Raw genomic sequence first — 20,801 nt, 5'->3', positions numbered from 1 at the left:
GCACAAAGTAATTGGGAGGCAGGACGGGGCGAGGTTGTGCGACATTTCCGGGGTGATCACGATGCAGCCTGTCTTGGAGGTCCACGCGACAGATGGCTTTGCCCTCTGGCCTGTCGGTGAGGTCGAATCGTTCGGCTATCTGGCGCTCAGCGGCGACCTCACGCCCCTTAAGGTCGGGACAGCGGTGATGCGCATCGCCGGTTGCAACGACATCGACCCGGAGGACGACGGCCTCCTGCCCCGCCCCGCCGACCCGCTGGGGTCGTTCCTGCACGGCCTGCTCACCTGTGACACGCTCTTCGCGGCTGGCGGCTTGCGGGTGACAGACAGCGTCACGGGCGTGGCGTTTCTGCCGGGCTGCTGCAACGGTCTGGAGGATTGGCGCGAGTGGCACGCGGTCCTCGAGGGCAACGGGCAGGTCGGGTTCGGGCACGACCCCGATCCTTGCGCCGAACGCCACGGCGAGACTGTCCGGCTGACCGTCGACGCTGAGCTGAACGACAGCCCGATGATCGAGTTGCCTGCCGCCGATCTCCGGCGCCTCCTCGCCGGAGCCGAGCACGATCTTGCCGGCTTCCTCGCACTGGCAACCGTCTGGGCAGACCAGAACCTGCCCCGCCACGCTGTCCCGGTCATCGCAGCCCTCGCCCGCGCACTGGACCTCCCCATACCCGCCGACGTGTCGGCCAGGAACCTCGAAGCGCACACCGACACCCGCTTGACTTGACACGGAGATATCGAGCTGCGCAAGGCCGCTTCGGGAATCTGCGGGCAGCGCCACCGAATGTCTTGATTGCGACCACGAGTCGAATTCCTCATTCATCATCTGGCTTGGCGCAGCCTGATCAGCATCTATCGTGCGGTCGTGACAGGCACCGGACAACTACCTCTGCTCTTCCTCGACGTCGACGGGCCGCTCATCCCCTTCGGCGCCCCGCCGGAGCACTACCCGACCTACCGGTCCCACCTCGACTCACCCGCGGCCGGTTCGAACCCGCTCCTGGCCAGAGTCAATCCCGGTCACGGGCCCCGGCTGGCCGCGTTGCCCTGCGATCTGGTCTGGGCCACGACTTGGACCTCCGACGCCAACGAGTGCCTCTCGCCGCGACTTGGCCTTCCACAGTTGCCGGTGGTGGACTGGCCGGTGCCATCCGACATCGACGAGCAGGACGAGCGCGACGGACTGCACTGGAAGACCCGAGCCCTCGTCAACTGGGCAGCGGGACGCCCGTTCGCCTGGGTCGACGACGAAATCACCGACATAGACCGACACTGGGTGCACACCTGCCATGAGGCACCAGCGCTTCTGCACCGCGTCGACCCACGACTGGGCCTCACCGAGGCCGACTACACCGACCTCGGTGAGTGGCTACACAGAGCCTGACGAACGCCACCACACCACGCATCTTGCCCGCCCGAAGCACCAGACTGAATGCGACGGCCAGTTGCCAGTCCGCCGGCGCCGTCCTCTCATGTCGCTGCGCGCGTCCGGCCGGACTAAGCGGCAGAAGAGATGGCGTGTACCGGCGAGTGTGGGACCAGACCGACTGACATGCCGCAGTTAGCGCATTCACTACCGACAGCGGTTCTCCGACGGGCAAGCCACAGAGCTAGAACACGTTCTGGATCTCACCGCAGGTCGGTGGTCCACCAAACTGGCGGCCGAGTGGTCCCTTGACGGTGGCAGACGACATCTCACGCCGCACGCATCTGATCAGGCCTTCCGTCAGCGCTGGGCCTTCGGCAGAAAACACGGTGTGTCAAAGGACAAGGAGAGCCCGTGGTCGAACCGCATCAGGTAACCCTCGATGCGGGCTCCTTCCGGGGATGTCCATACGAATCCAGGTGGTTGCGGATCGCTCGGGCCTGTCCGCCGGTGGCTCGGCAGGCCGGTGAAGCCATATCGTCCGGCGACCTCCCGGAGCGCAGTCTCAAGAGCGGTCCACTGCGCCTCGGTAATGACCGTGTACCCCGCGGTGGAGGCACTACCGGTGCCACGGTAGCCACGGCCGTGCGGAGTGTCCCGTTCGCACCCACTACGGCTCCCGTCGAGCAGAGCGTCCTCAGTAGGCCAACTTAAGCCTGGCACAGCGGCGGCCGCCGCGTCAGCAAGCTGGTGGTGCATCTGCCGGTAGCGGGCTTTGACGGTCTCGAAGTCCGGTCGTGCCTGCATCGCCGCGATCCGCTGTTCCCGTTCCGCTGCCGTCTTCGCGTTCCGTGCGGCGGTGTCCGGCTCGGCGCTGAGGACGGAACAGGAATAGCCGCATCCGGCGAACACCAGCAGCCACGCACCAAGAACCCACGGCCCCGCCGAACGGCGACGGCGGAGCGCGATCCAACCACCGATCCCGGCGCCCACCACACCGACGATCGTCGCGACCATCGGCATGTATGCGACCAGATCTTGTTTGCCGCAGATCGCCTCGAAGCTCTCGCACGGGAACGGGATCACCGCCACCGCGAGCGTCATGATCAAGGTCGCCACGACACCGAACCACACCAAGGCCACCAAACCGCAACCCAGCCCCGAGGCCCGGCGGCCAGTCCGCGGCAGCTCACCCGCTTCCTTGTCGTCCTGAATACCCACCCGAACGACAGTAAGATCATCCACAGACCACGCCAAGCGGGAAACTACTCAAAACACCCGCGCTCTGGAGCTGCTACAACTCGACATACCCGAGCTGAACGGGACGTCCCGCGGCTATTTGCCCTCGCCCATAAACTGGCACCGGCTCGTGGCCGGAAATTTGAGTGGCTGGAGGGTGGACTTGCCGTACGCCGTATGGCTGGAAATGACCGCACCGGAGCCGGTGAGCGACGCGGCTGCCGCGGAGCACTTGCCGGATCTGATCGTCGAGTTGCTGAAGGCAGGCTGGGACGTCCCCGTGGTGCCGAGCCTCGACGACGAGGATGACGCTCCTGCCCTCGATGAGGACGAAGGCACTGGCCCCGGCCTTCTCGATATGCGTGTCCTGGGATATCCCGACGGCGCCATGATCGGCCTCGCGGTGGACACCGAAGTCCTGGAGATCGCCACGACCATAGGCGCGAGCCTCGGCCGTCACCTGGCTGACGCGGCACCCGCCCTGCTGGGCTGGACGACCGACTCACTACGCGCCACGAAACTGACCTCACCAGACCCCTCGGGTGACTGGTTGCCGCCACTACGCGACGAAGGCCCCCGGTTTCCCGTCGCGGAACACTTGCGCAGCGACCTGCTCGAGATGTCCGCCCAGTTCCTGATCGCCGGAGCCGTACGCGACCTGCACGACCCAAGCGGCGAAAGCCGCTACACCCCCGAAGCGGTCGATGCCGCCGACCTTGTCGCCGGAGCCGCCACACAGCACCCCTGGGGCCGCGAAGTAGCAGGAGACCTCGGCACGCTCCTGATCGCAGCCGGCCGCAGCGAAGCCACCTCCGGCACCCGGCGGCCGCTGATCGGCCGTGGCGGCGGGGACCCCGCACTGGCACAGCAGCTGCTGAAGTCCGTACGCGGCGAGATCGACGAGCCGACTATCGAGTTCGACGACGACCGGATGCGTGGCCACGTCCTCGTCGAAGAGTTCATGGAACACCACGGCCTGCAATGGAACCAGTCCAGCGACGTGGACCCGGATGTCGGCGAACGACGTAGCAGCGACCAACTACGGGCGCTGCTGTGGGCAGGGCTGCGGGTCTTGGCCACTCTGAGCCACGATGTCACCGACCATGCCCGCTCGCCCTGGCTCTGGCTTGCCGGGCTCGGCATCGACAAGGTCAGTCCCGCAGTCGGCGTGCTCGCCGACATCGATGACGAACGCCTCACCGTGGCCAACGAGAACGACGACGAGGAACTCACCAGCGCGGCCCAGGCGCATCTGCTCGTCCGTGCGGCGTTGCTGTACCCCGACCTGCTCGACAGCGAAGCCTTCACCGAGCCCTGGTCACCGCTGTCCGACACCACCGTCACCGCCGGACCGCTGCACCACATCGCCGGCGAAGCACTGACCGCCCTGGGCGCCGACGCCATCCAGAAAGCGGCCAGCACCAGCAAACTCCGCGCGACCGCGAACCTTGTGCTGCCCCCTCTCCGCGCCATCGAAGCCCTGCGAGAAGACGACGCGAATGACGAGGGCGATCCCTACAGCGACCTTTTCGACGCGCTCGAACAGCTACTTCCCGGGCCACACACGAAAACGAACAAGCGGCTCCGCCTGAACCGCGACTTCCTGTCGCTCCTCACCGCGGCAGTGAACACCGCAGCCGAAACACCGACCCAGATCGCGAGCAGCCTGGTCATCGCTCCCGCCGCGACAGCCTGTGTCCTGCTCTCCAGCGACGACAGTGACCGGACCGAACAACGGCTGCAAACACAGATTCTCATCGCCGCGGCCGCCCTCGACCCCACCCTCGCCGGAAGCTACGCAGCCGACCTCCCCGCTCTGCGCAGCAAAGATCCCCGCGACGAACCCGCCCTGCGCAACCAGGTCAACATCTGGTGGAACCGAGTCATCCAGATCCTCCGTCAGCAACCCGAACTCCTCAGCGACCAGCCACCCTGCCCGGATCCTGGTGCAAGCCTGCTGAAAACCACGACCACAGACAACACAGAACCATCGGGCACACTGGACCACCTGACCACAGCACAAGCCGCTGTCGCCGTCATCCAAGCCATCTCAGCACTCAGCGTCGCCCACGACGCTCCCGACCTTCCCGCCGAGGTCCTTCAGTAACTCACTGCATCCCGCCACGGACACAGATGACTCACACCGAGCGGGCCAAGGGCCGTATGCCGACCGGGCTCAGAATGGGACCGGGTCGCGGGCACGATCAACGATGGCCGGAAGATGCTGCGCGGTGGCGGCAGGCCGGGTACCTGCTGACCCCGGCGACGGCGCCCTCCGCTGATCACCCTATAAAGGTTGGGTGACCACTTCTTCCGAGTCTTCTGAATCGCACCGTGCACACGGCGAGACGGCGGCCGCAGGTGACAGCCGGGGCAGAGGTCAAGGTGGTCTTCCCCATGATCACGCTGCTGAGCAAGCGACTCTCGGTGGCATGTTGCTCAGCGCGGATGCGATCGCCGACGTGGTCGAGGTCCTGCACCCTCGTGACTTCTACGAGACCGCGCATGCCGCGGTCTACGACGCCATCATCGACCTGTACGGCGAGGGCAAACTGACAGACCTGAAAGCGGTCGCCGGGAAGCTGGAGAAGCGGGGCGGACTGGCTCACGTGGGTGGTGACGCATATTTGCAGACCCTGACCGAAATAGTGCCGACGGTTGCGAACGCCGGGTACTACGCCGAGATCGTGGCGGAGAAGGCGGTACTTCGTCGGTTGTGGCTCGCCGCTGGAAAGATCGCGGAACTCGCCGACAAGGGCAACGAAGAACCCGGCGTCGACACCGATGAGGCCATCCGACGCGCCCGGTCGTTTATCGACGATGCAGCGTCGAACAGTACGAGCAGGCACGTCACGGAACTGGGCGACTTGCTCCTGTCGACCCTGAATGAGCTGGACGCCATCGCTTCCGCGGGAGGAGCCGCGCAAAACATCCCGACCGGCTTCGCCGAACTCGACGAGATCACCGGCGGTCTGCCGAAGGGCTCTCTCACCGTCATCGGCGCTCAGCCTGGCGTAGGTGCCAGCACCCTTGCACTGGCCTTCGCGCGGTCGGCAGCCATACGCCACAGCATCCCCGCCGCGTACCTGACGTTGGACGGCACGGTCGAGGCAGTTACCCAGCGGCTGCTCAGTAGCGAAGCTCGGATACGACTGGAGGACATGCGGACCGGGCGGATGGACGACGCCGCCTGGACTCGCCTGGCCGCGCGAATGACCGAGATCAGCGAGTCACCGATCGTGATCACCCGCCCCGCGGACTTCGAGATCGGCCCGCTCACCAGCGAGATCAGCAGCCTTGCTACCCAACGGGACGTGCAGCTTGTCGTGATCGATTCACTCCATCTGATCACTGCTCGGCGTGACCTGCCCTACGAGAACCGCGAACGAGAAATCGCCGAAATCACCCGCCGACTCAAACGACTTGCCCTGGACGCGCGCATCGCCGTCGTCGTCACCTCGCAGCTGTCTACCAACCCCGGCCCCCGGCAGCCGATCCCCACCTTGCCGTCCCTTGCCGATCTGCGTGACTCCGGAACCATCGCCCACGTGGCCGACTACGTACTGCTCATCCACCGTCCCGACGCCTGGGAACGCGACGACCCGCGCGGGGGCGAAGCCGACCTCATCCTCGCCAAACACAAGCACGGTCGCACAGCCACGATCACGGTCGCGCACCAACTCCACTACTCGCGGTTCGTCGACTTCTTCACTCGCCCGGATGAACCTGCAGGTTCCCAAATGTGACTTCATTTTCTCAAAGTGAACTTCATGTGCATCGCATAAATGAAGTGGGAACGATTCTCGGCGTTCCTCGTGCCTGCTTTTGAACGACGTTGCCATTAGACAGCGACGAGTTCTCGGCGGAGGCGTGAGGGATGACCGTCGGCGCAAATAACTGACTCTCATCGATCGCAACCGGAACCAGGAGCACGAGCAGACATGCCAGACCAACACGAATCCGAAGATCCGCTCACCAGACTGGTGCTGTTGGCCGATCTCGTCAGCTCAGACCTGGCCGTCGCCGGAATACCCCTGGTTCCCGACATCATGAACGGCGGCCATCCCCTCGGTCCGGCCGGCGCGCACGTCTTCGCCGACAACCTCGGGCATCGTGGCGTGCTTATCAGTTGGGTCAGCCATTCGATACTGAAGTCCGCGTCCCTGGATGCGTGGAGCGAGGGCCGCATCGGCCAAGACAATCCCGCTGGGCAGTGGAAGAACACAATCGACACCGCGATGCAGAACGCGATGGCCACGATCCTGTCCTCAATCGGCTACGAGGTGGTGGCAGCCAATGACGACTCAGGAGCTGAGCTCATTGTGACTCAGCGAGCGGCGGAAGCCCTTGGTTGGAGTGGTACCGAGACCAGACGGACCGGCTGCAAGCCAAGTCGCTCGATACCGCGAAGCGGCTCAGGACAACCACCGACGATCGCGGGCAGTGAATCCACAGCCACAAGCTGCACCTGTCGTGTCGACCGGCCAAACACATCAGCGGATCACCTGGCCCGTGCGACGACCTGTGTTGGCCGAAGAAGTGAAGCGGCCGTGAGACAAACTGTGAATCCTCAGGTCACGCAAGGTCAACATGTCGTGCGCTGCGGAACTCTGCAGGTCGAGGCGTCACATGCCCGGACCTGCCGCAGACCTGGCCACCAATCGCACCGGTCACCTGGCCGGGCGGAAGCCCCCTGGACGATGCCATGTTTCCCAGCTTCGTAGCCGGCAGGACTTCCGCGCAGCCGAGGAACACACGAGCTGCAGCCGTGGACGCCCGCGAGTGAACTGGCGCCGGGACACGCTGTTGGTGGCGTCGTCGAGTCGTCGTGGCGGAGTTGCGCGAACCTGCGGGCGAATCCGACCACAGGCCAGGCGGAGGGGCTGAACTGCGGTTATCTGAGCGCCGGTCGTCCGCGCGGGTGGCGACACGGCAGCGCGAGTGCGATCATGGACGGTCCACCCGCCAGGGGAGTGGATGGGGAGTTCACGATGGTGATGACCACGCACGAGGACATTCGCACCGGGTTCAGCGCCGCGATCATGGTCGGAATCGGCGATGACGACAACGTCGACTGTGTCGCAGAGCAGGACTTCGACACCGAAGACCAGGCCCGCCGCTGGATCGAGCAGACCCTGCCCACCGCCGCACTGCCGGACTGGGTGCGCCAGCGCCCGCACGGTGCGGCGGGCGCGTTCCTGTTCGGCACCTACCAGCAAGGATTCCGCGTCCGCGAGGGCGAAATCTCCCGCTGGGAGCCCTTCCCGGAGGACGCCGAAGAACGCACCGCCGACCTGCTTGATGGGACGGTGCGCTGGTGGCCGGTCAGCCGGAAGCGGTGGTAGCTGCGCGAGAGTCCCGTCCGGCCATCGCGCGTTCGCGGGAGCCACGACGACATTCCAGCGGGCGAGCCCGCCGCCATAGCGATCCGCATACGCCAATGCACTCTCCCGATCACCGAAGCGCACCTCGTGCGGCCACCGCCGCCTGTGCACCAACCGGACAGCCATCATTTCGAAAAGGCCACCGGCATCCTCAGTGCCGGCGCTCGTCCCGCCATCCACGTCGGACGACCGGCGTCCAGCGATTGGATCCGTGCCGCGATACCCCTTCGCCGGCTGAGGATCTCCAGGCACCGCCGAGCGTGATCTCAAGGCGTGACCGACTGGCTAATGTGGTGACGCTGCCGGTGTCCCGTCGAGGGGAGGAATGCGGATGGTCCAGGTTGGTGACGAGCAGATTTATCGCATCCGGGACTTCGATTCCTCGCAACGTGTCCGTGTCGTCGCGATCGAGATGCAAAAGAAGACCGCGAAGTACGAGATCGAATTCCTGGACGGCGAGAGCCCGGGGAAGCGGGAGAAGGTTCCCGGGAAACGGCTTCGCGGGGCGTGGTCCGACGTGCGTGAGTACGACGAGCTGATGGCGAACTGGGAGCGGCTCGCCGCGTTCGAGCTGACCGATCCGGAGGAAGCAGGCGTCGAGACCGTGTTCAGGGAGTTGATCCCGGACGAGGTCGCGACCTGGGAGTGGTCGGCCCTGGTGCGATGGGTCACCACAATCCACGACCCGGTCGCGCTCGAGCCGCTCATCGGGATCCCCGTCAGCGAACTCCTCGGCCAGGTCGATTCGTTCACGACCGAGGACCGCACGGTGGTGTCCCCCGCGGGCACTCTCATGATCGCCGAGTACGCCTGCCGGGTGAACCCGATGCCGATCCTGGACGGCGTGATCGAGGAGGAACGGCAGTGCCGGGAGAAGACCAAGCGTGGCGAGTCCTACACGGGCCACGACGGACAGCAGAGGACGTCGGATCCGGACTGGGAGTACCGGTGGTACCTCGAACACTCCAGGCCTCGGCACGAACTGCTGCGTGGCTGGTGTGGTCATCGCGCCGTCACCATGCAGGAACGGCTAGCTGCGGCCGAGGCGGAGGTGCAGCGCCTGGACGTGCTCATCACCCGGCTCATCGACCAGATGAAACAACATGAACACAGCCATTTCGCCGAGGTGATGGAACGCGTGCACGAGGAAGAGCGGATCACCCCGGCCAACTACCGCCCCGTCGTCGACCGTCCACTAAAATCGTCGGAGATCCCCGTCCGGTACGAACGCGCACCACGACGCTGGGGATACCGCCGCTGGTGAGCGTCACCGGTTCCGGAAAGCCTGCACCTCACTCGCAGTCGGCATGCCCAGGAGAAGGTGAGGACGGACCGCGCGGTCGGGAAACGGGTCCAGCGCCTCGGCGACCTTCATGATCCGGTCCGCCCAGGCCATCGCATCCGCATGACGCTCCGCAGTCAGCGATGACGCCCGCCGGCGCACCTCCGCCGCATAAGCACGCAGCTGGCCAGCCTCGGCCCAGCGACTCGCTTGACTCCGGGCCTCCTCATCGATCAGATGCCCCCGCTGCGCGAGCGCGGCGCGTTGCTCTGCCTCGGCCTGACGTTTCGCGCGTTCGACCCGCTCCAGCTCCGCCTGACGCTGCCGTTCCTCAGCCGCCGCTCGCCGCACCGCCAAGTCACCGAGCCTGAGCCGGACTTCCTCCAGAATCTCCACGAGATCGTCCTCCAGACGATGCTCGTCGGTGTCCTTCCAGCTGTCGGCCCAGAAGCGCCCGCCGCCGGACAGGACAATCCCGAGGTGCTCATCCGGGACCTGGTCGAAGTCCGGGAACATGAAGCCCTGCCGCGCTCGCTTGAGCTCCCGTTCTGTCGGCTCGTGCGGACGCTGCAGCGTGGCCTGGGTGAATCGGAGCCAGACCTCGTCCCGGTCGAGAGCGAACCGGACCTCGTTCTGATGGTCGCTTTTTCCCGCGTATCCGCGTGTGTGCCGTTCGGTCTGGAGGGACACGGTCATCCCGATCTCACCCGCACCCCGGACCAGGGCCCCGAGCAGGCGGAACGCTCGGTCACACGGCGCTCCCTGGACGAGGAATTCCTCCAGCTCCATGCTCGCCTGCACGACATCGGTCGGGTCCGGCAGTGTCTTGGACGCGGCTCGAGCGGTCAGTCTGGTGTGCCACTCGGGCGGCGACTCCAGAGTGATCGCCAGCCAATATCTACCGTCGTGCCGAACGTATTCGAACGACAGCCGCTTGCCCTCCGCGATCCGTCCGAACCGCCTTGCCGAAGCCGCGAGCTGGCGTTGCTTGGACACCTGGTCTGGCGACACCAGGACGCGATGATCGACCGCATCATGGAGCTTCTGCATGAACTGGTCGACAGGCCCTCGCTTCTGCGCGACCGGCTTCACCCGCGGCGTGACAACAGGTCGAGCCGCGGCAGGCTCAGAGTGCTGCCGGACGTCTGGTGCCGGTGTCTGGCGACTCTGCTCGGGCTTCTTCTCGCCAGACGAGGACCGGCGGCGGTTTTCGCTGGATGAATAGGAGTCGTTCTCGAGGTAGTAGATGCCTTCCTTGGTGATCGAGGCAACCCAAGACGGACCATGGCCTTTCACCACGAGCAGGCCGCGGCTTTGCAGCGCACGAGCAACCAGGCGGTGCGACCAATCCTCGTAGGCTCCCGTCGCGCACCCATCCCGCACCCACGCGAGGACTTCCCGCTGAGCCGCATTGAGCGGCGCCTTCCGACTGGTCATCTACCATCCCCTCGAAGGACCGCCCACGGTCGTCACGATTCACAGTGCTAGCGAGTGCCGCCGACAGTGCTCAGCCATGCCTCGAAGGTGACCGTCTTGCGAGGCGGCGTGTCGAGGTGGCTGGCAACAGCTTCCCATCGAGCTGCGTCGTCACCGCACACGTCGACGATCATGTTGGCCGTCAGTTCCGCCTGCTCCGCGCTGTCCAGGACGCGGTGAGCAGGCAGGGCACGCAGGACGTCAGGGGTGGTGAAGCGCGACCGGAGAAGCGCCTCACAGGTGGTGTCGCGTTGTTCGGCTCGAGCCCGCAGGTACTTGAGGTGTCCGCGGAGTTCGGCTACTGGGTCTTCGGACTCGGCGAGCTCAGCATCGGAGGGGACGTGGATGAGCTCAGGACGGCCGGCGTCGGCCGCTCGACGGAGTCCGTCCACCTGGGCGCGTGCCGCGGCTCGCAGGTCACCATCGCCGTGCTGCTCGACAGACAGGAGCGCAGGCTCATCCAGGACAGGAAGCAGCGCGACCAATTCGGCGCGCGGCGTTGCGGGGTTGGCCACCAGTGCCGCGACCGTGCTGACCCGTTCTTCCTCCCACGAAGGTCCGTCCTGACGCTGCCACGTCACATAGCCCGGCTTGGTGGCGCGACCCGTCGCCGCGACTGCACTGGACAGCAAGGCCGCGTCGTCGCTCAACTCCGCCAGCGCCGTGAGCCCCGGCCACCGTGTGAAGCGGCCGTCCGGCGCCCAGCCGTCCTCGACAGCTTCCTGCACGACCCGACGCAGCTCCACCGGAGCTAGGTCGCGCAGACGCGGCCAGCGGCGCACCCGAGCCGCAGCTTGGGACAGCCGCACACCCGCGAACAAGGCATCGCCATCCCGCAGGTCGTCATTGGTCACCTCGGGCAGGCACGCGGCCAGAACGTCGTCGGTCAGCCGTTCGGCGTGGTCGAGGAGGATACGACGAACCTGCCCGGCATCCTCGCCGTCGCGAGCGAGTTGCTCCCACAGTTCCGGCGCCGGCTCAAGAAGCTGCCACGCCTTCCCCGCGCGCATGCGTGCCTCCTGAGCAAGCTGCTCCATCGCCTGCTGCTGCTCCCACTCGGACATCTCAGCCAGCTGAGGCCGCGGAGCCGTCTCGGTCAACGCAGCATGGATCAGCGCGATCCGGATGACGGAAGGCAGCGAGCCGAAGATCCGGGTCCACCTCGCTGCGAGAGGGTCGACATCATCGACGTCCACCCGGGAAGCCAGCTCGGTGGCACGATCCCGCCAGCCCTGTTCCTCGCAGTACAGAACCAGACCAGCGAACGCACCATGGGCCTCTGCGGCAACCTCGAGCAAGGCCGGAGCCGCAGGCCATCGCTCCAGAACATCCACGACCAGGTAGCGCGAAGAGCGGCGGATGATCTCGCCCCGCAGCTCATCGTCGAGATCGCTCCGCTCGGTCACATCCACGATGTGTGCCGGTGCCAACGCCGCAACCATAGCGATCACACCCCGCAACTGAGGACGCGACAGATCCGGAGCACAAACCAGGGCGGCGAGAACCGGAGATTCCATGCCGACAGCGTGACACGAGATCCATCTCGCCATGGCCAGAGGCACTCACCGGTGGCACACCATCGGCGTCGCGACCCAGCGCTCGGGGCGGTGCCTCGCCAGGCGCCGCCCCGAGCGCTGGTGCAGGGTATGCCGATGACCTGGCAGCGACCATGGCCACCGTTCGATCTGTCCGAATATCGGCACCTGGGCGATCCACTGGCCGAGCACGAACTGACCCGTGCCGACCACCGGCGCCAAGCCGACTACGTCGCCATGGTCGAACATGTCCGCACGACGGTGGCCACCCTTCCGCCACTATCAAACGACCAGATCCAAGGCCTGGCCGCTATTACGCGCCGGATGCTCAACAGCCGCGAAGCAACCTGATGCGCTGGCGACTGCGTCTCTACTGCAGCCACGTGATCGAGCGGACCGCTCACCGCGAGAACAAGCACGTCCACGACGCGTTCGGTGGCGAATGTCCGTGCCCGACCTGCGGGCTCAATCCCTCGATCATCATCGCGGCCACGCCGCTCGGCCTCGCCGCGCCGGAGCAGCCGCATACCACCGATACCGGCGCACTCGTGAGGGAACTCGCGCGCCTGGAGAAACGACTGTTTGCCGTCGAGCAGGAACGGCAAGAACTCACAGACCGCGCAACCGTGCTACGGCAGCAGTTGGAGACGATCCGGCCCTGCACAGACCAGGAACACGAGTACACGGCTCGTCCCGCCGCGACAGTCCTGCATCGACGCAATTGCCGCCACCTCACCAGCTACCGAACCACCTCACCTGGCCGCGAGCTTCTCCGGCTCAACACATCCCAAGCCGACGAGTGGTTACGAGCAAACTCAGATCGACGTCCGTGCCAGACATGCCAGCCCGCACCATGCGGCTAGCATCGCCGTCGTTGCCGTGACTGGTCACCTCCGTGCTGTGCCACGCGCAGTCGCAACGGCCGCGGTGACCACGCGTTTGTCAACGGTCCTTGTCACTCTGCGCGTCGTCCAGCACCACTGGACGCAATTGGGTAGCTGGCCCCGGGCACGACGACTGGTCGCTCAACCTCACGGTGTTTGATGCCGATGTCGTCGTCGGACAGCAGAGCATCGGAGCCCGTGACCGGACTATTACGCGGGAAGTGCACACGGACTCCTGGCTCGGGCTGCGTTACCTGGGGCAGGGAATCGGTACCGAGATGCGCGCCGCGGTGCTGCACCTCGCGTTCGCCGGACTCGATGCGGACGAGGCGATCTCGGCCGCTTTCGAGCACAACCCGGGTGACACACAAAAGCGAACAGGCGGCTCCGTTTGGTCCGCGACCTCCTGTCGCTACTCACGGCCGCAGCGAATACCGCCGCCGAAACACCAGCCCAGATCGCGAGCAGTCTGGTTATCGCTCCCGCCGCGACGGTCTGTGTCCTGCTCCAGCGACGACAGCAACCGAACCGGACAACGAGCTCGGGTCCAGCATCCTTTAAACGAGATTTGATGCATTTCATTCTCGACGTCTGCCGCCTGGCTTTCCGTTACATACTTGTGCCCGCCGACACAAATCGTCCAGTTGGCCGCCGGGGCTTCCGTGGACGTGTCTTACCGTCTTCTCCGCTGATCAGGAATCAAAGGAGAACAGTGCGTTTTCGTGCTCAGGCCACACGTCGAGGGAGCGTCGTCGGCCTCATCGCCGCGATCGTCACGATGCTGCTGGCGATACCCGCCCCTGCCCAGGCCGCCGGACTCTGCGACCGGCATCCGGAGCTGTCGGTGTGCAAGGCCTCCGACCGGGCCAAGGCGGCGCTTGCCGTGGGCAAGTCGCTCGCCCGCACCGAACTGGGCGCCCTGGTGCTCGGGCACCTGCGCCAGGGCATCAATCAGGTCGCCGGGCACGCGCTCGAGCAGGCCACCCAGACCTTGGACACCGTCGGCAAGGCGATCGACTCCGGAGACGCCGCCCAGGTGGATCAGGCCCTCGACCAGCTCGACGAGTCACTGCAGCAGGTGCGCGACACGGTGGTCGCGACGACTGTGGTGGTGAAGTCGCTGCCCAAACTGGTCGCGATCGCCAAAGACGCCATTGCGCAGGTCAAAGCATTCCCGGAGCTGGACATCCACGTCGACGTGGCCGCGCTGGAAGCCAACAACCGCGGCCTGGAAGACACCGCAGCCGGTATCGCGCTGGCCGCGGCCCAGCTGAACGAGAGCGCCGCCCAGATCCGCGCCGGTATGGCCAAAGCCGACCGCGATTTCGCCGGAGCCAAACGTGATCTGGACTCGGCGAACAAGATCCTCGCCGAGGCGAACCGGACCCTGGACAAGTTCACCTCCACGCCGTGGATGCCGGTGGGCGGGTTGTCACTGAAAGGCATCAAGTTCGACTTCGACGAAGCCTTCGGCCACCCGACTCAGTCGGGCTCGCTCAACCCGGACGTCGCGGCGGTCCTGTCGACGGTGACGGACTTCATTCCTGGGGTCGGCAGCATCAAGAGCGCGGTCGAGGCAATCGTCGGGAAGGACGCGTTCACCCAGCAGGAACTCGACGGCTTCGAACGCGCCCTCTACGGCATGGCCGCCGTCCCGGTGGCCGGTGGAGCCCTCAAGAAGCTCATCGCCGTCGAACGAGCGGCCAAGATCTCGCGCGGGATCGAACTCGCGGCCAAGAACGGCGCCAAAGGCTGGCGTGCTTCGTTCGACGCGCTACCCCAAGGCAAGAACAGCGGCGTCAAAACCGTGTCGACCGTCGCTGAACTGCGGACACTGTTCGACCACTGGACCACAGGCGCACAGAGGCTTTCGCCGCGGGGAGACAAAATTCCCGACGTGTTCAAGCTGCAAGACGGCGCGACGATCCAGTGGCGCCAAACGTCCAAGACGAGCGGCGAAACAATCGACATCGCCACGGCGGACGACAAGCGATTGAAGGTGCATATCGATGGATGAGCCGCGAGCGCAGGAATTGCGCGAGATCGAACTGGCCGCGGCCCCGACGATCGAGGAAGGACTCGACGACTGGGTCCCGGTCGACTCACTGATCTGGAACGCCTTCCAGATCGTCCCCAGAGACAGCGACCGCTTCGCGGGATTCTTCACCTCCGTACTCGACTATCTGCTCCGCGAAGACCTCATGGTCGTAGGGGACATCGGCGACACGGGGTTCGAGCCGTGGACGTCATCCATCGAGGACACCGTGGAACGGGTCGTCCGCGAATGCCAGGCAGTCGACTGGTCCGCCGGCCTAGGTTTGTGCTGGCTGTCGAACACCCCAAAAGGAGACCAACAGGCCCAAGCGTCGTAGATTGCACCGCCGTGGGCGGCGGCCGGAAGTTCGACGCCGTCGCCCGGTACGCCGGGCAACACCCACCAGCGTGGTTCTACGACGACTTCGAGCCCGCTAAACTGAGAGCGAGGACTTTGTCGACCTCAGGGCCTGTCCAGACCACCGTCTGGACAGGCCCAACTTTTCACCATGAGCACCTACCGTGATTGCGTTTGATGCCAGGCGAGAATTCCGTCACCTGCGATGGTGCCTTTGCACGAGGGCAACGTCTCTTGCGGATCCAGGTCGATGAAGCGTCTGCCGCGCTGCAGCCAAGGCGAACTCCACCGCACAATCTCGGTACGTGGAACCGCTTGGTAAGCCGGTTCCCAACACTGCCCTCAGCCTGCACGCGCCTGTCGGAAAAGGTCAGCGACCTCGTCGGTCATCCAGTAACGCACGTTCTCGCCCTCGGGATACTCCCAGGCCCATAGCCACGTGCGCCCAACTGTCTGGCAATGTCTGCCAGGCCATCCAAGGACTCCTGCTACCCCGTGCTTGCCATTAGAGAGCCCGAGCAGCCGGCCAAGTTCGTCTCCGCTGAACTTGGCTCCCGGCTTGTCGATCAGCATCGAGAACAGGGCCTTGGCCTTCTCGCTGAACTTCCCCCACACCACCTCGGCGAGTTCACCATCCGAGTGGCTCCACTCGACCAGCTCACCGCCCGGCTCATCCGTCGACAGGACCTCGAACATTGCAGGATCGGCCAGCCAGCGCCCGAACATCGAGTAAAACTCGGCGATGCGGTCATCGGGGACCTTGACAGTAACGTCGATCATGAGGGCTCCTCGCGTTAGGAAAGCTATCTCCGACCAAGCCCAAGCTACCCTTCTTACAGGCATCTAAAAGGCCTTAGAGATATTTAAATCACGCCATAAGACCCCACAGGGCACTCACTAGAGGCTCGTGGGCGGCTAGGCAGCTGTCGGAGGGGCCTAAGGAAGCCTCTCCTGGAATCGACCTCGTCAGTCGCAGAGAGGTGATCGACCCGGGCCGAGATCCTGTCGAGGACAAACGCTGCTCAGAGAGCACGTCTACTGACGTATCCATCCGCCGCTCGTGGTTCGATGCGACGCAGCTGGCTGTGTCCCACTCGTATCGGTGGGTCTCGCGTGCGGCTGTTGCCGTGCCGGACGCGGTTGATGTCACCGTCAACGTCTCCACTGTCGACGTCGCGACGCTCTCGCCAACGTCCAGGCCCACGCCGCGGAGGTCGCCGAGCTGGTCATGCCACAGCACCGCGGCGATCTGCGCGAGCCCCGCTTGCAGTGCCTTCTGGTCGGTTCCCTCCGGCACGAACGCGTCCAACCATGCGAAGTCACTACCTGGCTTCGGTCGCGGACCATACACATTGCCAGCCGACCGGGAACGGACTGGGAACCTCCCGCGCGAAGTCGAACCTGCCCGTGCTGGTGGCGCCGTGCGGCCTAGACACCGCTCGACGGCGATCCTCATCGCTGATCACCGGCCGGTGAGTCACGTGAGCCGACGCGCCCCATACAACCTCGGCGGACGCGGCGTCCGCCGTTAACAACACATTGGTACACGTGGTCTTTGTCGGCGCAGCCGGTCTCCACCCGCAGAGTGGCCCATTGGGCCTCCGGCGGTATCCCACACCACACGCGCGGCGCGACGCGCCACCGCGCGCGCATCGGCCGCCGTCACCGCAGGAGAGGCGAACCGCAGCCGGAGACTGTAGGACAGGGTGAACCCGTCACTACTGGGGTCGAGAGCGATATTCGTGACACCTGGAACGGCCGCGCGCGGCGAGCGCTTGACCGACCTCGGTGACATTCGCGGGGCAATCGAGTTCTGCCCGCACACCCAACGATAGCCAGGCCCGCCATGGCGATCGTGACGACCAAACCGGCACTGCTACACCTCATCAGCCCAGCGTCCAGCACCCGCCGCACAACCACATCCGTAGTACTACTCCTGCTAGCGAATGCCGACGATTTGTCGCGCCGACAGGAGCACCGATGATCAACGCGCACTACACCCGACGAGTCATGAAAGGACCCGTTTGACCTGCGAAAATGGTGGGCCGCCCGGGGCTCGAACCCGGAACCTATGGATTAAAAGTCCACAGCTCTACCAATTGAGCTAACGGCCCGCGACCATGAGCATAGCGAGGGCCCGGGAGACCCGTGCATTCCGGGTCGTCCGCCGCTGCGGAACGAATGTGATCGCCTACCTGGCCCACGCGCGTGCATCGTGGCAGACAGACGAGCCGGAAGGCACAGCTGAAGCTCACCTGGCGGCGGGGACACCGAGCTACCTGGTCCCGGCGGAGTGATGGGAACAACGAGACACAAGTCCGCGAGTTCGACTACGCTGACCGCTCGACCGATTACGCTCGTGAGTTGATCGCGGGCGATGCGGTCGGGCCGTGGGGGCGGCTGGTGGGAGATGTCGGGCGACGGGGGAGGGCGAGCCGGCGTGTCATTGAACGTGGCCAGGTTGCAGCAGCAGTCTGGTGAGCTAGATGCCGAGCTGGAGCAGGCCCGGTTCACCGGGAGATCGGCTGACGGTTTCGCGTCGGCGGTGGTGACTGGTCAGGGCAAGCTGGTGGACTTGACGATCGCGGATCATGTGATCCGGAGTACGCATCCGCAGCGGCTGGGTCCGGCGGTGATCGAGGCGGTGTCCACGGCTCGGCGTGAGGCCGCGCAGGCCGGTGTCGTCAAGGTGCGTGCGGTGGTGGACAAGGACCAGGAGTGGGTGCCCGAACCCGCTCGCGGATCGGCACCTGGACAGCAGGAAAACTCGGTTCCGCCGCCTGCTCCCCGAGCCGGGATGACGGCCGAGCCTCGTGCCGTTCGCCGAGATACCGACGAGGTCGAGGACGAGAGTTTCGATCAGCTCGATTTCTTGGACGCCGATCTCGAGGACGAGGGGCGGGATCGCTGGTGAGCTACGAGAACGAGCTGTATCACCTGGCGCGGGAGATTGACGCGACGGTGGCCGCGGTCGAGCAGGCGGCGACGAGCGCGGCGCGGGATCGTGTCACTTGGATGTTGCCCGGTGAGCTGGGGTCGGTGACGGTGACTGGTGCGGGTGAGCTGGTCGATGTGTCGGTGGACGTGGCCGCGATGAAGGACTACAGCGCGGCGAGCCTGTCTCGTCAGCTGCTGCTGGGGATCCAGCGGGCAGAGGAGACCGCGGCCCAGCGGTATGACACGGCGATCGCGGCCGTTCGGGATGAGGAGCGGCTGGTATGAGCTTTCCGGATCCGTTTGACCCCGGTCCCGGTCAGGGCTATCACGTCTACCCGGAGAAGCTACGCGCCGCGGCTGACACGATCGCGGAGGCGGCAGAACTGCTGCAGAACTTCGCGATCGTGGATCTGGCGAACGTCGCGCTCGGCCCCTACGACCTCGGTTTGCCGGGGACGGCGACGAACCTGATGTCCGGGCTCAACGGCCTGGGGACGGTGGACCGGTACAACGCGGCCATCAACACGATTCAGCGGATCACGGCCGAGAATTCGACCCAGCTCGCGGTGCTGAGCGCGGCCTTGGGCAAGGCTGCTCGGCATTATGAACAGCTGGATCAGGAAGCGTATGAGCGGATGAAGAAGCTGGAGGGTGAGATCAAGTGACCACCTCCGACCCGGGCCAGGCGGCGGCGGAACTCACCACGCTGCGCTATCCGGAGGCCGCGGATGCGAAGGTCCGGGAGTACGCGGACCTGATCGGCGCGCACGGGATCATCGGGCTGCTGGACAAGCTTCGCGTGTTCGTTGCCGGCGACCTGGGTAAAACGCTGGATCTCGCGGAAGAGTTCGCCAATCAGAGCAAGTTGAAGGATGCGGCCGAGAAGGTCAATGACGTCAAGCTGTCGCTCAATGCCGCGTGGCATGGTGATGCGTTCGATCAGTACTCGATTTATTCCGGGATGATTGTTGACGGCCTGAACAAGGGGCAGGCCTCCGTCATGAGCCTGACCAAGACGGTGAGCGCGGTCGCGATCACGGTGATCGACACGTACAAGAACTTGTTGCTCGCGCTCGGGAACTGTGCGGCGAATCTGGCGCAGCTGAGTGGGAAGTTCGCGATCGTTCTCGGGACGTTGGTCGTCCCGCCGTTGGCTGTGTTGTCGGCCAAGGATTTCGTGGACGCGATGAATTCGGCGTTCGAGAAGTTCTGGCGTGACTGCAACGCGTTCCTCGGCGCCATGATCACCAACATCGGGGCGCTGGTTGGGAGCGGTCTCGAGCTGACGGCCATCGAGACCACCTTTCCCAAGATCCCGGATGTCGGCACGAGTGTCGAGGTGGTCGGGGAACCCCGTCGCTGGCGGATCAAACCGGGAGCCGATCCTTCGTGAAACCACGTCTGTCCCGAAGGCTCGCCCTGCTGATGGCCGGCGGGCTGGGGGTGCTGGCTGGCTGCGGCACGAGCCCGCCTCCACAGCCACCGGAACCGTCGGTGTCGGTCCCGCCGATCCCCGCACAGCTGAACGGCGCCAAGTTCAAGGCAGATCCGTGCACGGCGATCACCGTGGAACAGTTGCAGAGCATGGGTTTCGCTGACAACGGCACCGTGCAGCGCGACAGGGATGGAAAGTGCCTGATCGCGTTCGGCCGGTTGGTCGAGGTGACCGCATCGTGGCATCCGGTGCTGGAGGACAGCAACAACATCAGCACGCTGTACCGCGATCACGCTCGGGGCCGCCACAACCCGAAAAACTGGGAAGAAGTCACCATCAACGGCTACCCCGGGGTGATCACGGATATCGAGGAGAACATCCCGACCAAGAAGGACGAGGGACCTCTGGCGTGCAGGCTGGCTCTCGGAGTCGATGACACCACACTGGTGTACGTCGGCGCCAACACACGCGGCCGTGCGGAAGCCGGTCCTTGGCGGAACGATCCCTGCGGCGCGGCCAAGAAGATCTCCGAGTTCGTCATCGACAACCTCCGCGGCTAGGAGAGGACGGCATGGCTGAACAGAACACCATCGATGACGATTTCTCCTTAGCAGTTCTGAACTTCTTCGTCGCGACGACCTCGCCACGGCCGGCTCCGCGGGTGGCTTCGCTCTGAGCCGGGAGGACATGACCGCGGAGCTGGAGAACCTGCGGCAGCTTCATGACCGGACCCAGGGTCAGCGAAGGCGCGCCACTCCTGTGTGGTCGATCGTGTCGGGGTCTATCCCGTGATCGGTGTTTCCGGCGTTGTTGATCAGTAGGTTTCGGCTCCCGGCCAGCGGTCACCGAACGTGATGGCGAAGGCGTTCAG

20 protein-coding genes and 1 tRNA gene are annotated in these 20,801 nt (G+C 65.3%); 16 read left to right on the top strand and 5 right to left on the bottom strand.

The window, feature by feature from the left end; genetic code table 11:
- Positions 1-61 precede the first annotated feature (61 nt).
- Positions 62-727 carry a hypothetical protein gene (locus ACZ6DT_RS17665; protein WP_465596556.1) on the top strand — a complete coding sequence of 222 codons (666 nt, stop codon included), beginning with the start codon at positions 62-64 and terminating at the stop codon, positions 725-727.
- 138 nt (positions 728-865) lie between these two features.
- Positions 866-1,384 carry an HAD domain-containing protein gene (locus tag ACZ6DT_RS17660; RefSeq protein WP_465595764.1) on the top strand — a complete coding sequence of 173 codons (519 nt, stop codon included), beginning with the start codon at positions 866-868 and terminating at the stop codon, positions 1,382-1,384.
- A 342-nt stretch (positions 1,385-1,726) separates the two neighbouring features.
- On the opposite strand, the gene ACZ6DT_RS17655 is transcribed toward ACZ6DT_RS17660, so the two are convergent.
- Complete coding sequence (locus ACZ6DT_RS17655; protein WP_465595761.1) at positions 1,727-2,587, bottom strand: LppA family lipoprotein; 861 nt, start codon at positions 2,585-2,587, stop codon at positions 1,727-1,729.
- 181 nt (positions 2,588-2,768) lie between these two features.
- Between ACZ6DT_RS17655 and ACZ6DT_RS17650 the strand changes: the two genes are divergently transcribed.
- From ACZ6DT_RS17650 to ACZ6DT_RS17635, 4 genes are all read left to right on the top strand, one after another.
- Entirely contained in the window at positions 2,769-4,712 is a 1,944-nt protein-coding gene (locus ACZ6DT_RS17650; protein ID WP_465595758.1) for a hypothetical protein, read from the top strand.
- 193 nt (positions 4,713-4,905) lie between these two features.
- Positions 4,906-6,351: a DnaB-like helicase C-terminal domain-containing protein gene (locus tag ACZ6DT_RS17645; RefSeq protein WP_465595755.1), complete on the top strand. Its 1,446-nt coding sequence runs from the start codon at positions 4,906-4,908 to the stop codon at positions 6,349-6,351.
- 1,203 nt (positions 6,352-7,554) lie between these two features.
- Positions 7,555-7,950, top strand: coding sequence for a hypothetical protein (locus tag ACZ6DT_RS17640; protein WP_465595752.1), 396 nt, complete (start codon positions 7,555-7,557; stop codon positions 7,948-7,950).
- Between the two features lie 370 nt (positions 7,951-8,320).
- A complete protein-coding gene (locus ACZ6DT_RS17635) occupies positions 8,321-9,253 on the top strand; it encodes a hypothetical protein (RefSeq protein ID WP_465595750.1) in 933 nt (310 codons plus the stop codon).
- Positions 9,254-9,256: 3 nt separating this feature from the next.
- Here the strand turns inward: ACZ6DT_RS17635 and ACZ6DT_RS17630 are convergent, their stop codons facing one another.
- Complete coding sequence (locus ACZ6DT_RS17630; protein WP_465595747.1) at positions 9,257-10,708, bottom strand: hypothetical protein; 1,452 nt, start codon at positions 10,706-10,708, stop codon at positions 9,257-9,259.
- A 47-nt stretch (positions 10,709-10,755) separates the two neighbouring features.
- Complete coding sequence (locus ACZ6DT_RS17625) at positions 10,756-12,264, bottom strand: hypothetical protein (protein WP_465595744.1); 1,509 nt, start codon at positions 12,262-12,264, stop codon at positions 10,756-10,758.
- Positions 12,265-12,399: 135 nt separating this feature from the next.
- Here ACZ6DT_RS17625 and ACZ6DT_RS17620 point away from each other — a divergent pair, with 135 nt between their 5' ends.
- From ACZ6DT_RS17620 to ACZ6DT_RS17600, 5 genes are all read left to right on the top strand, one after another.
- Positions 12,400-12,633, top strand: a complete 234-nt coding sequence (locus ACZ6DT_RS17620; RefSeq protein ID WP_465595743.1) for a hypothetical protein — start codon at positions 12,400-12,402, stop codon at positions 12,631-12,633.
- 32 nt (positions 12,634-12,665) lie between these two features.
- Positions 12,666-13,145 (top strand): hypothetical protein, encoded by a 480-nt coding sequence (locus ACZ6DT_RS17615; RefSeq protein ID WP_465595741.1) that lies wholly within the window; start codon positions 12,666-12,668, stop codon positions 13,143-13,145.
- Between the two features lie 173 nt (positions 13,146-13,318).
- Positions 13,319-13,738, top strand: a complete 420-nt coding sequence (locus tag ACZ6DT_RS17610) for a GNAT family N-acetyltransferase (RefSeq protein WP_465595738.1) — start codon at positions 13,319-13,321, stop codon at positions 13,736-13,738.
- Positions 13,738-15,183, top strand: a complete 1,446-nt coding sequence (locus ACZ6DT_RS17605) for a pre-toxin TG domain-containing protein (protein WP_465595735.1) — start codon at positions 13,738-13,740, stop codon at positions 15,181-15,183. The genes ACZ6DT_RS17610 and ACZ6DT_RS17605 overlap by 1 nt, the downstream gene beginning before the upstream one ends.
- Positions 15,176-15,538 carry a hypothetical protein gene (locus tag ACZ6DT_RS17600; protein WP_465595732.1) on the top strand — a complete coding sequence of 121 codons (363 nt, stop codon included), beginning with the start codon at positions 15,176-15,178 and terminating at the stop codon, positions 15,536-15,538. The genes ACZ6DT_RS17605 and ACZ6DT_RS17600 overlap by 8 nt, the downstream gene beginning before the upstream one ends.
- A gap of 362 nt (positions 15,539-15,900) precedes the next feature.
- Here ACZ6DT_RS17600 and ACZ6DT_RS17595 read toward each other — a convergent pair whose 3' ends face one another.
- Together ACZ6DT_RS17595 and ACZ6DT_RS17590 are read right to left on the bottom strand one after the other, a co-directional pair.
- Positions 15,901-16,338 carry a DUF6416 domain-containing protein gene (locus ACZ6DT_RS17595; protein WP_465595730.1) on the bottom strand — a complete coding sequence of 146 codons (438 nt, stop codon included), beginning with the start codon at positions 16,336-16,338 and terminating at the stop codon, positions 15,901-15,903.
- Positions 16,339-17,596: 1,258 nt separating this feature from the next.
- Positions 17,597-17,672: transfer RNA gene (locus ACZ6DT_RS17590), tRNA-Lys, on the bottom strand.
- Between the two features lie 326 nt (positions 17,673-17,998).
- Here ACZ6DT_RS17590 and ACZ6DT_RS17585 point away from each other — a divergent pair.
- The 5 genes from ACZ6DT_RS17585 to ACZ6DT_RS17565 are packed head-to-tail and all read left to right on the top strand — an operon-like array spanning position 17,999 to position 20,490.
- Positions 17,999-18,472 carry a YbaB/EbfC family nucleoid-associated protein gene (locus tag ACZ6DT_RS17585; protein WP_465595727.1) on the top strand — a complete coding sequence of 158 codons (474 nt, stop codon included), beginning with the start codon at positions 17,999-18,001 and terminating at the stop codon, positions 18,470-18,472.
- A complete protein-coding gene (locus tag ACZ6DT_RS17580) occupies positions 18,469-18,780 on the top strand; it encodes a hypothetical protein (RefSeq protein ID WP_465595724.1) in 312 nt (103 codons plus the stop codon). Before ACZ6DT_RS17585 ends, ACZ6DT_RS17580 begins: the two co-directional genes overlap by 4 nt.
- Positions 18,777-19,160 carry a hypothetical protein gene (locus tag ACZ6DT_RS17575; protein WP_465595721.1) on the top strand — a complete coding sequence of 128 codons (384 nt, stop codon included), beginning with the start codon at positions 18,777-18,779 and terminating at the stop codon, positions 19,158-19,160. Before ACZ6DT_RS17580 ends, ACZ6DT_RS17575 begins: the two co-directional genes overlap by 4 nt.
- On the top strand, positions 19,157-19,888 hold the full coding sequence (locus tag ACZ6DT_RS17570) for a hypothetical protein (RefSeq protein WP_465595718.1): 732 nt from the start codon (positions 19,157-19,159) through the stop codon (positions 19,886-19,888). The genes ACZ6DT_RS17575 and ACZ6DT_RS17570 overlap by 4 nt, the downstream gene beginning before the upstream one ends.
- Positions 19,885-20,490, top strand: a complete 606-nt coding sequence (locus ACZ6DT_RS17565) for a DUF3558 domain-containing protein (protein ID WP_465595715.1) — start codon at positions 19,885-19,887, stop codon at positions 20,488-20,490. The genes ACZ6DT_RS17570 and ACZ6DT_RS17565 overlap by 4 nt, the downstream gene beginning before the upstream one ends.
- Positions 20,491-20,801 lie beyond the last annotated feature (311 nt).

This window comes from Amycolatopsis sp. NPDC041971, from assembly GCF_055588925.1.
The sequence above is the reverse complement of the archived record's forward strand: the minus strand, read 5'-3'. Positions and strand labels throughout refer to the sequence as shown.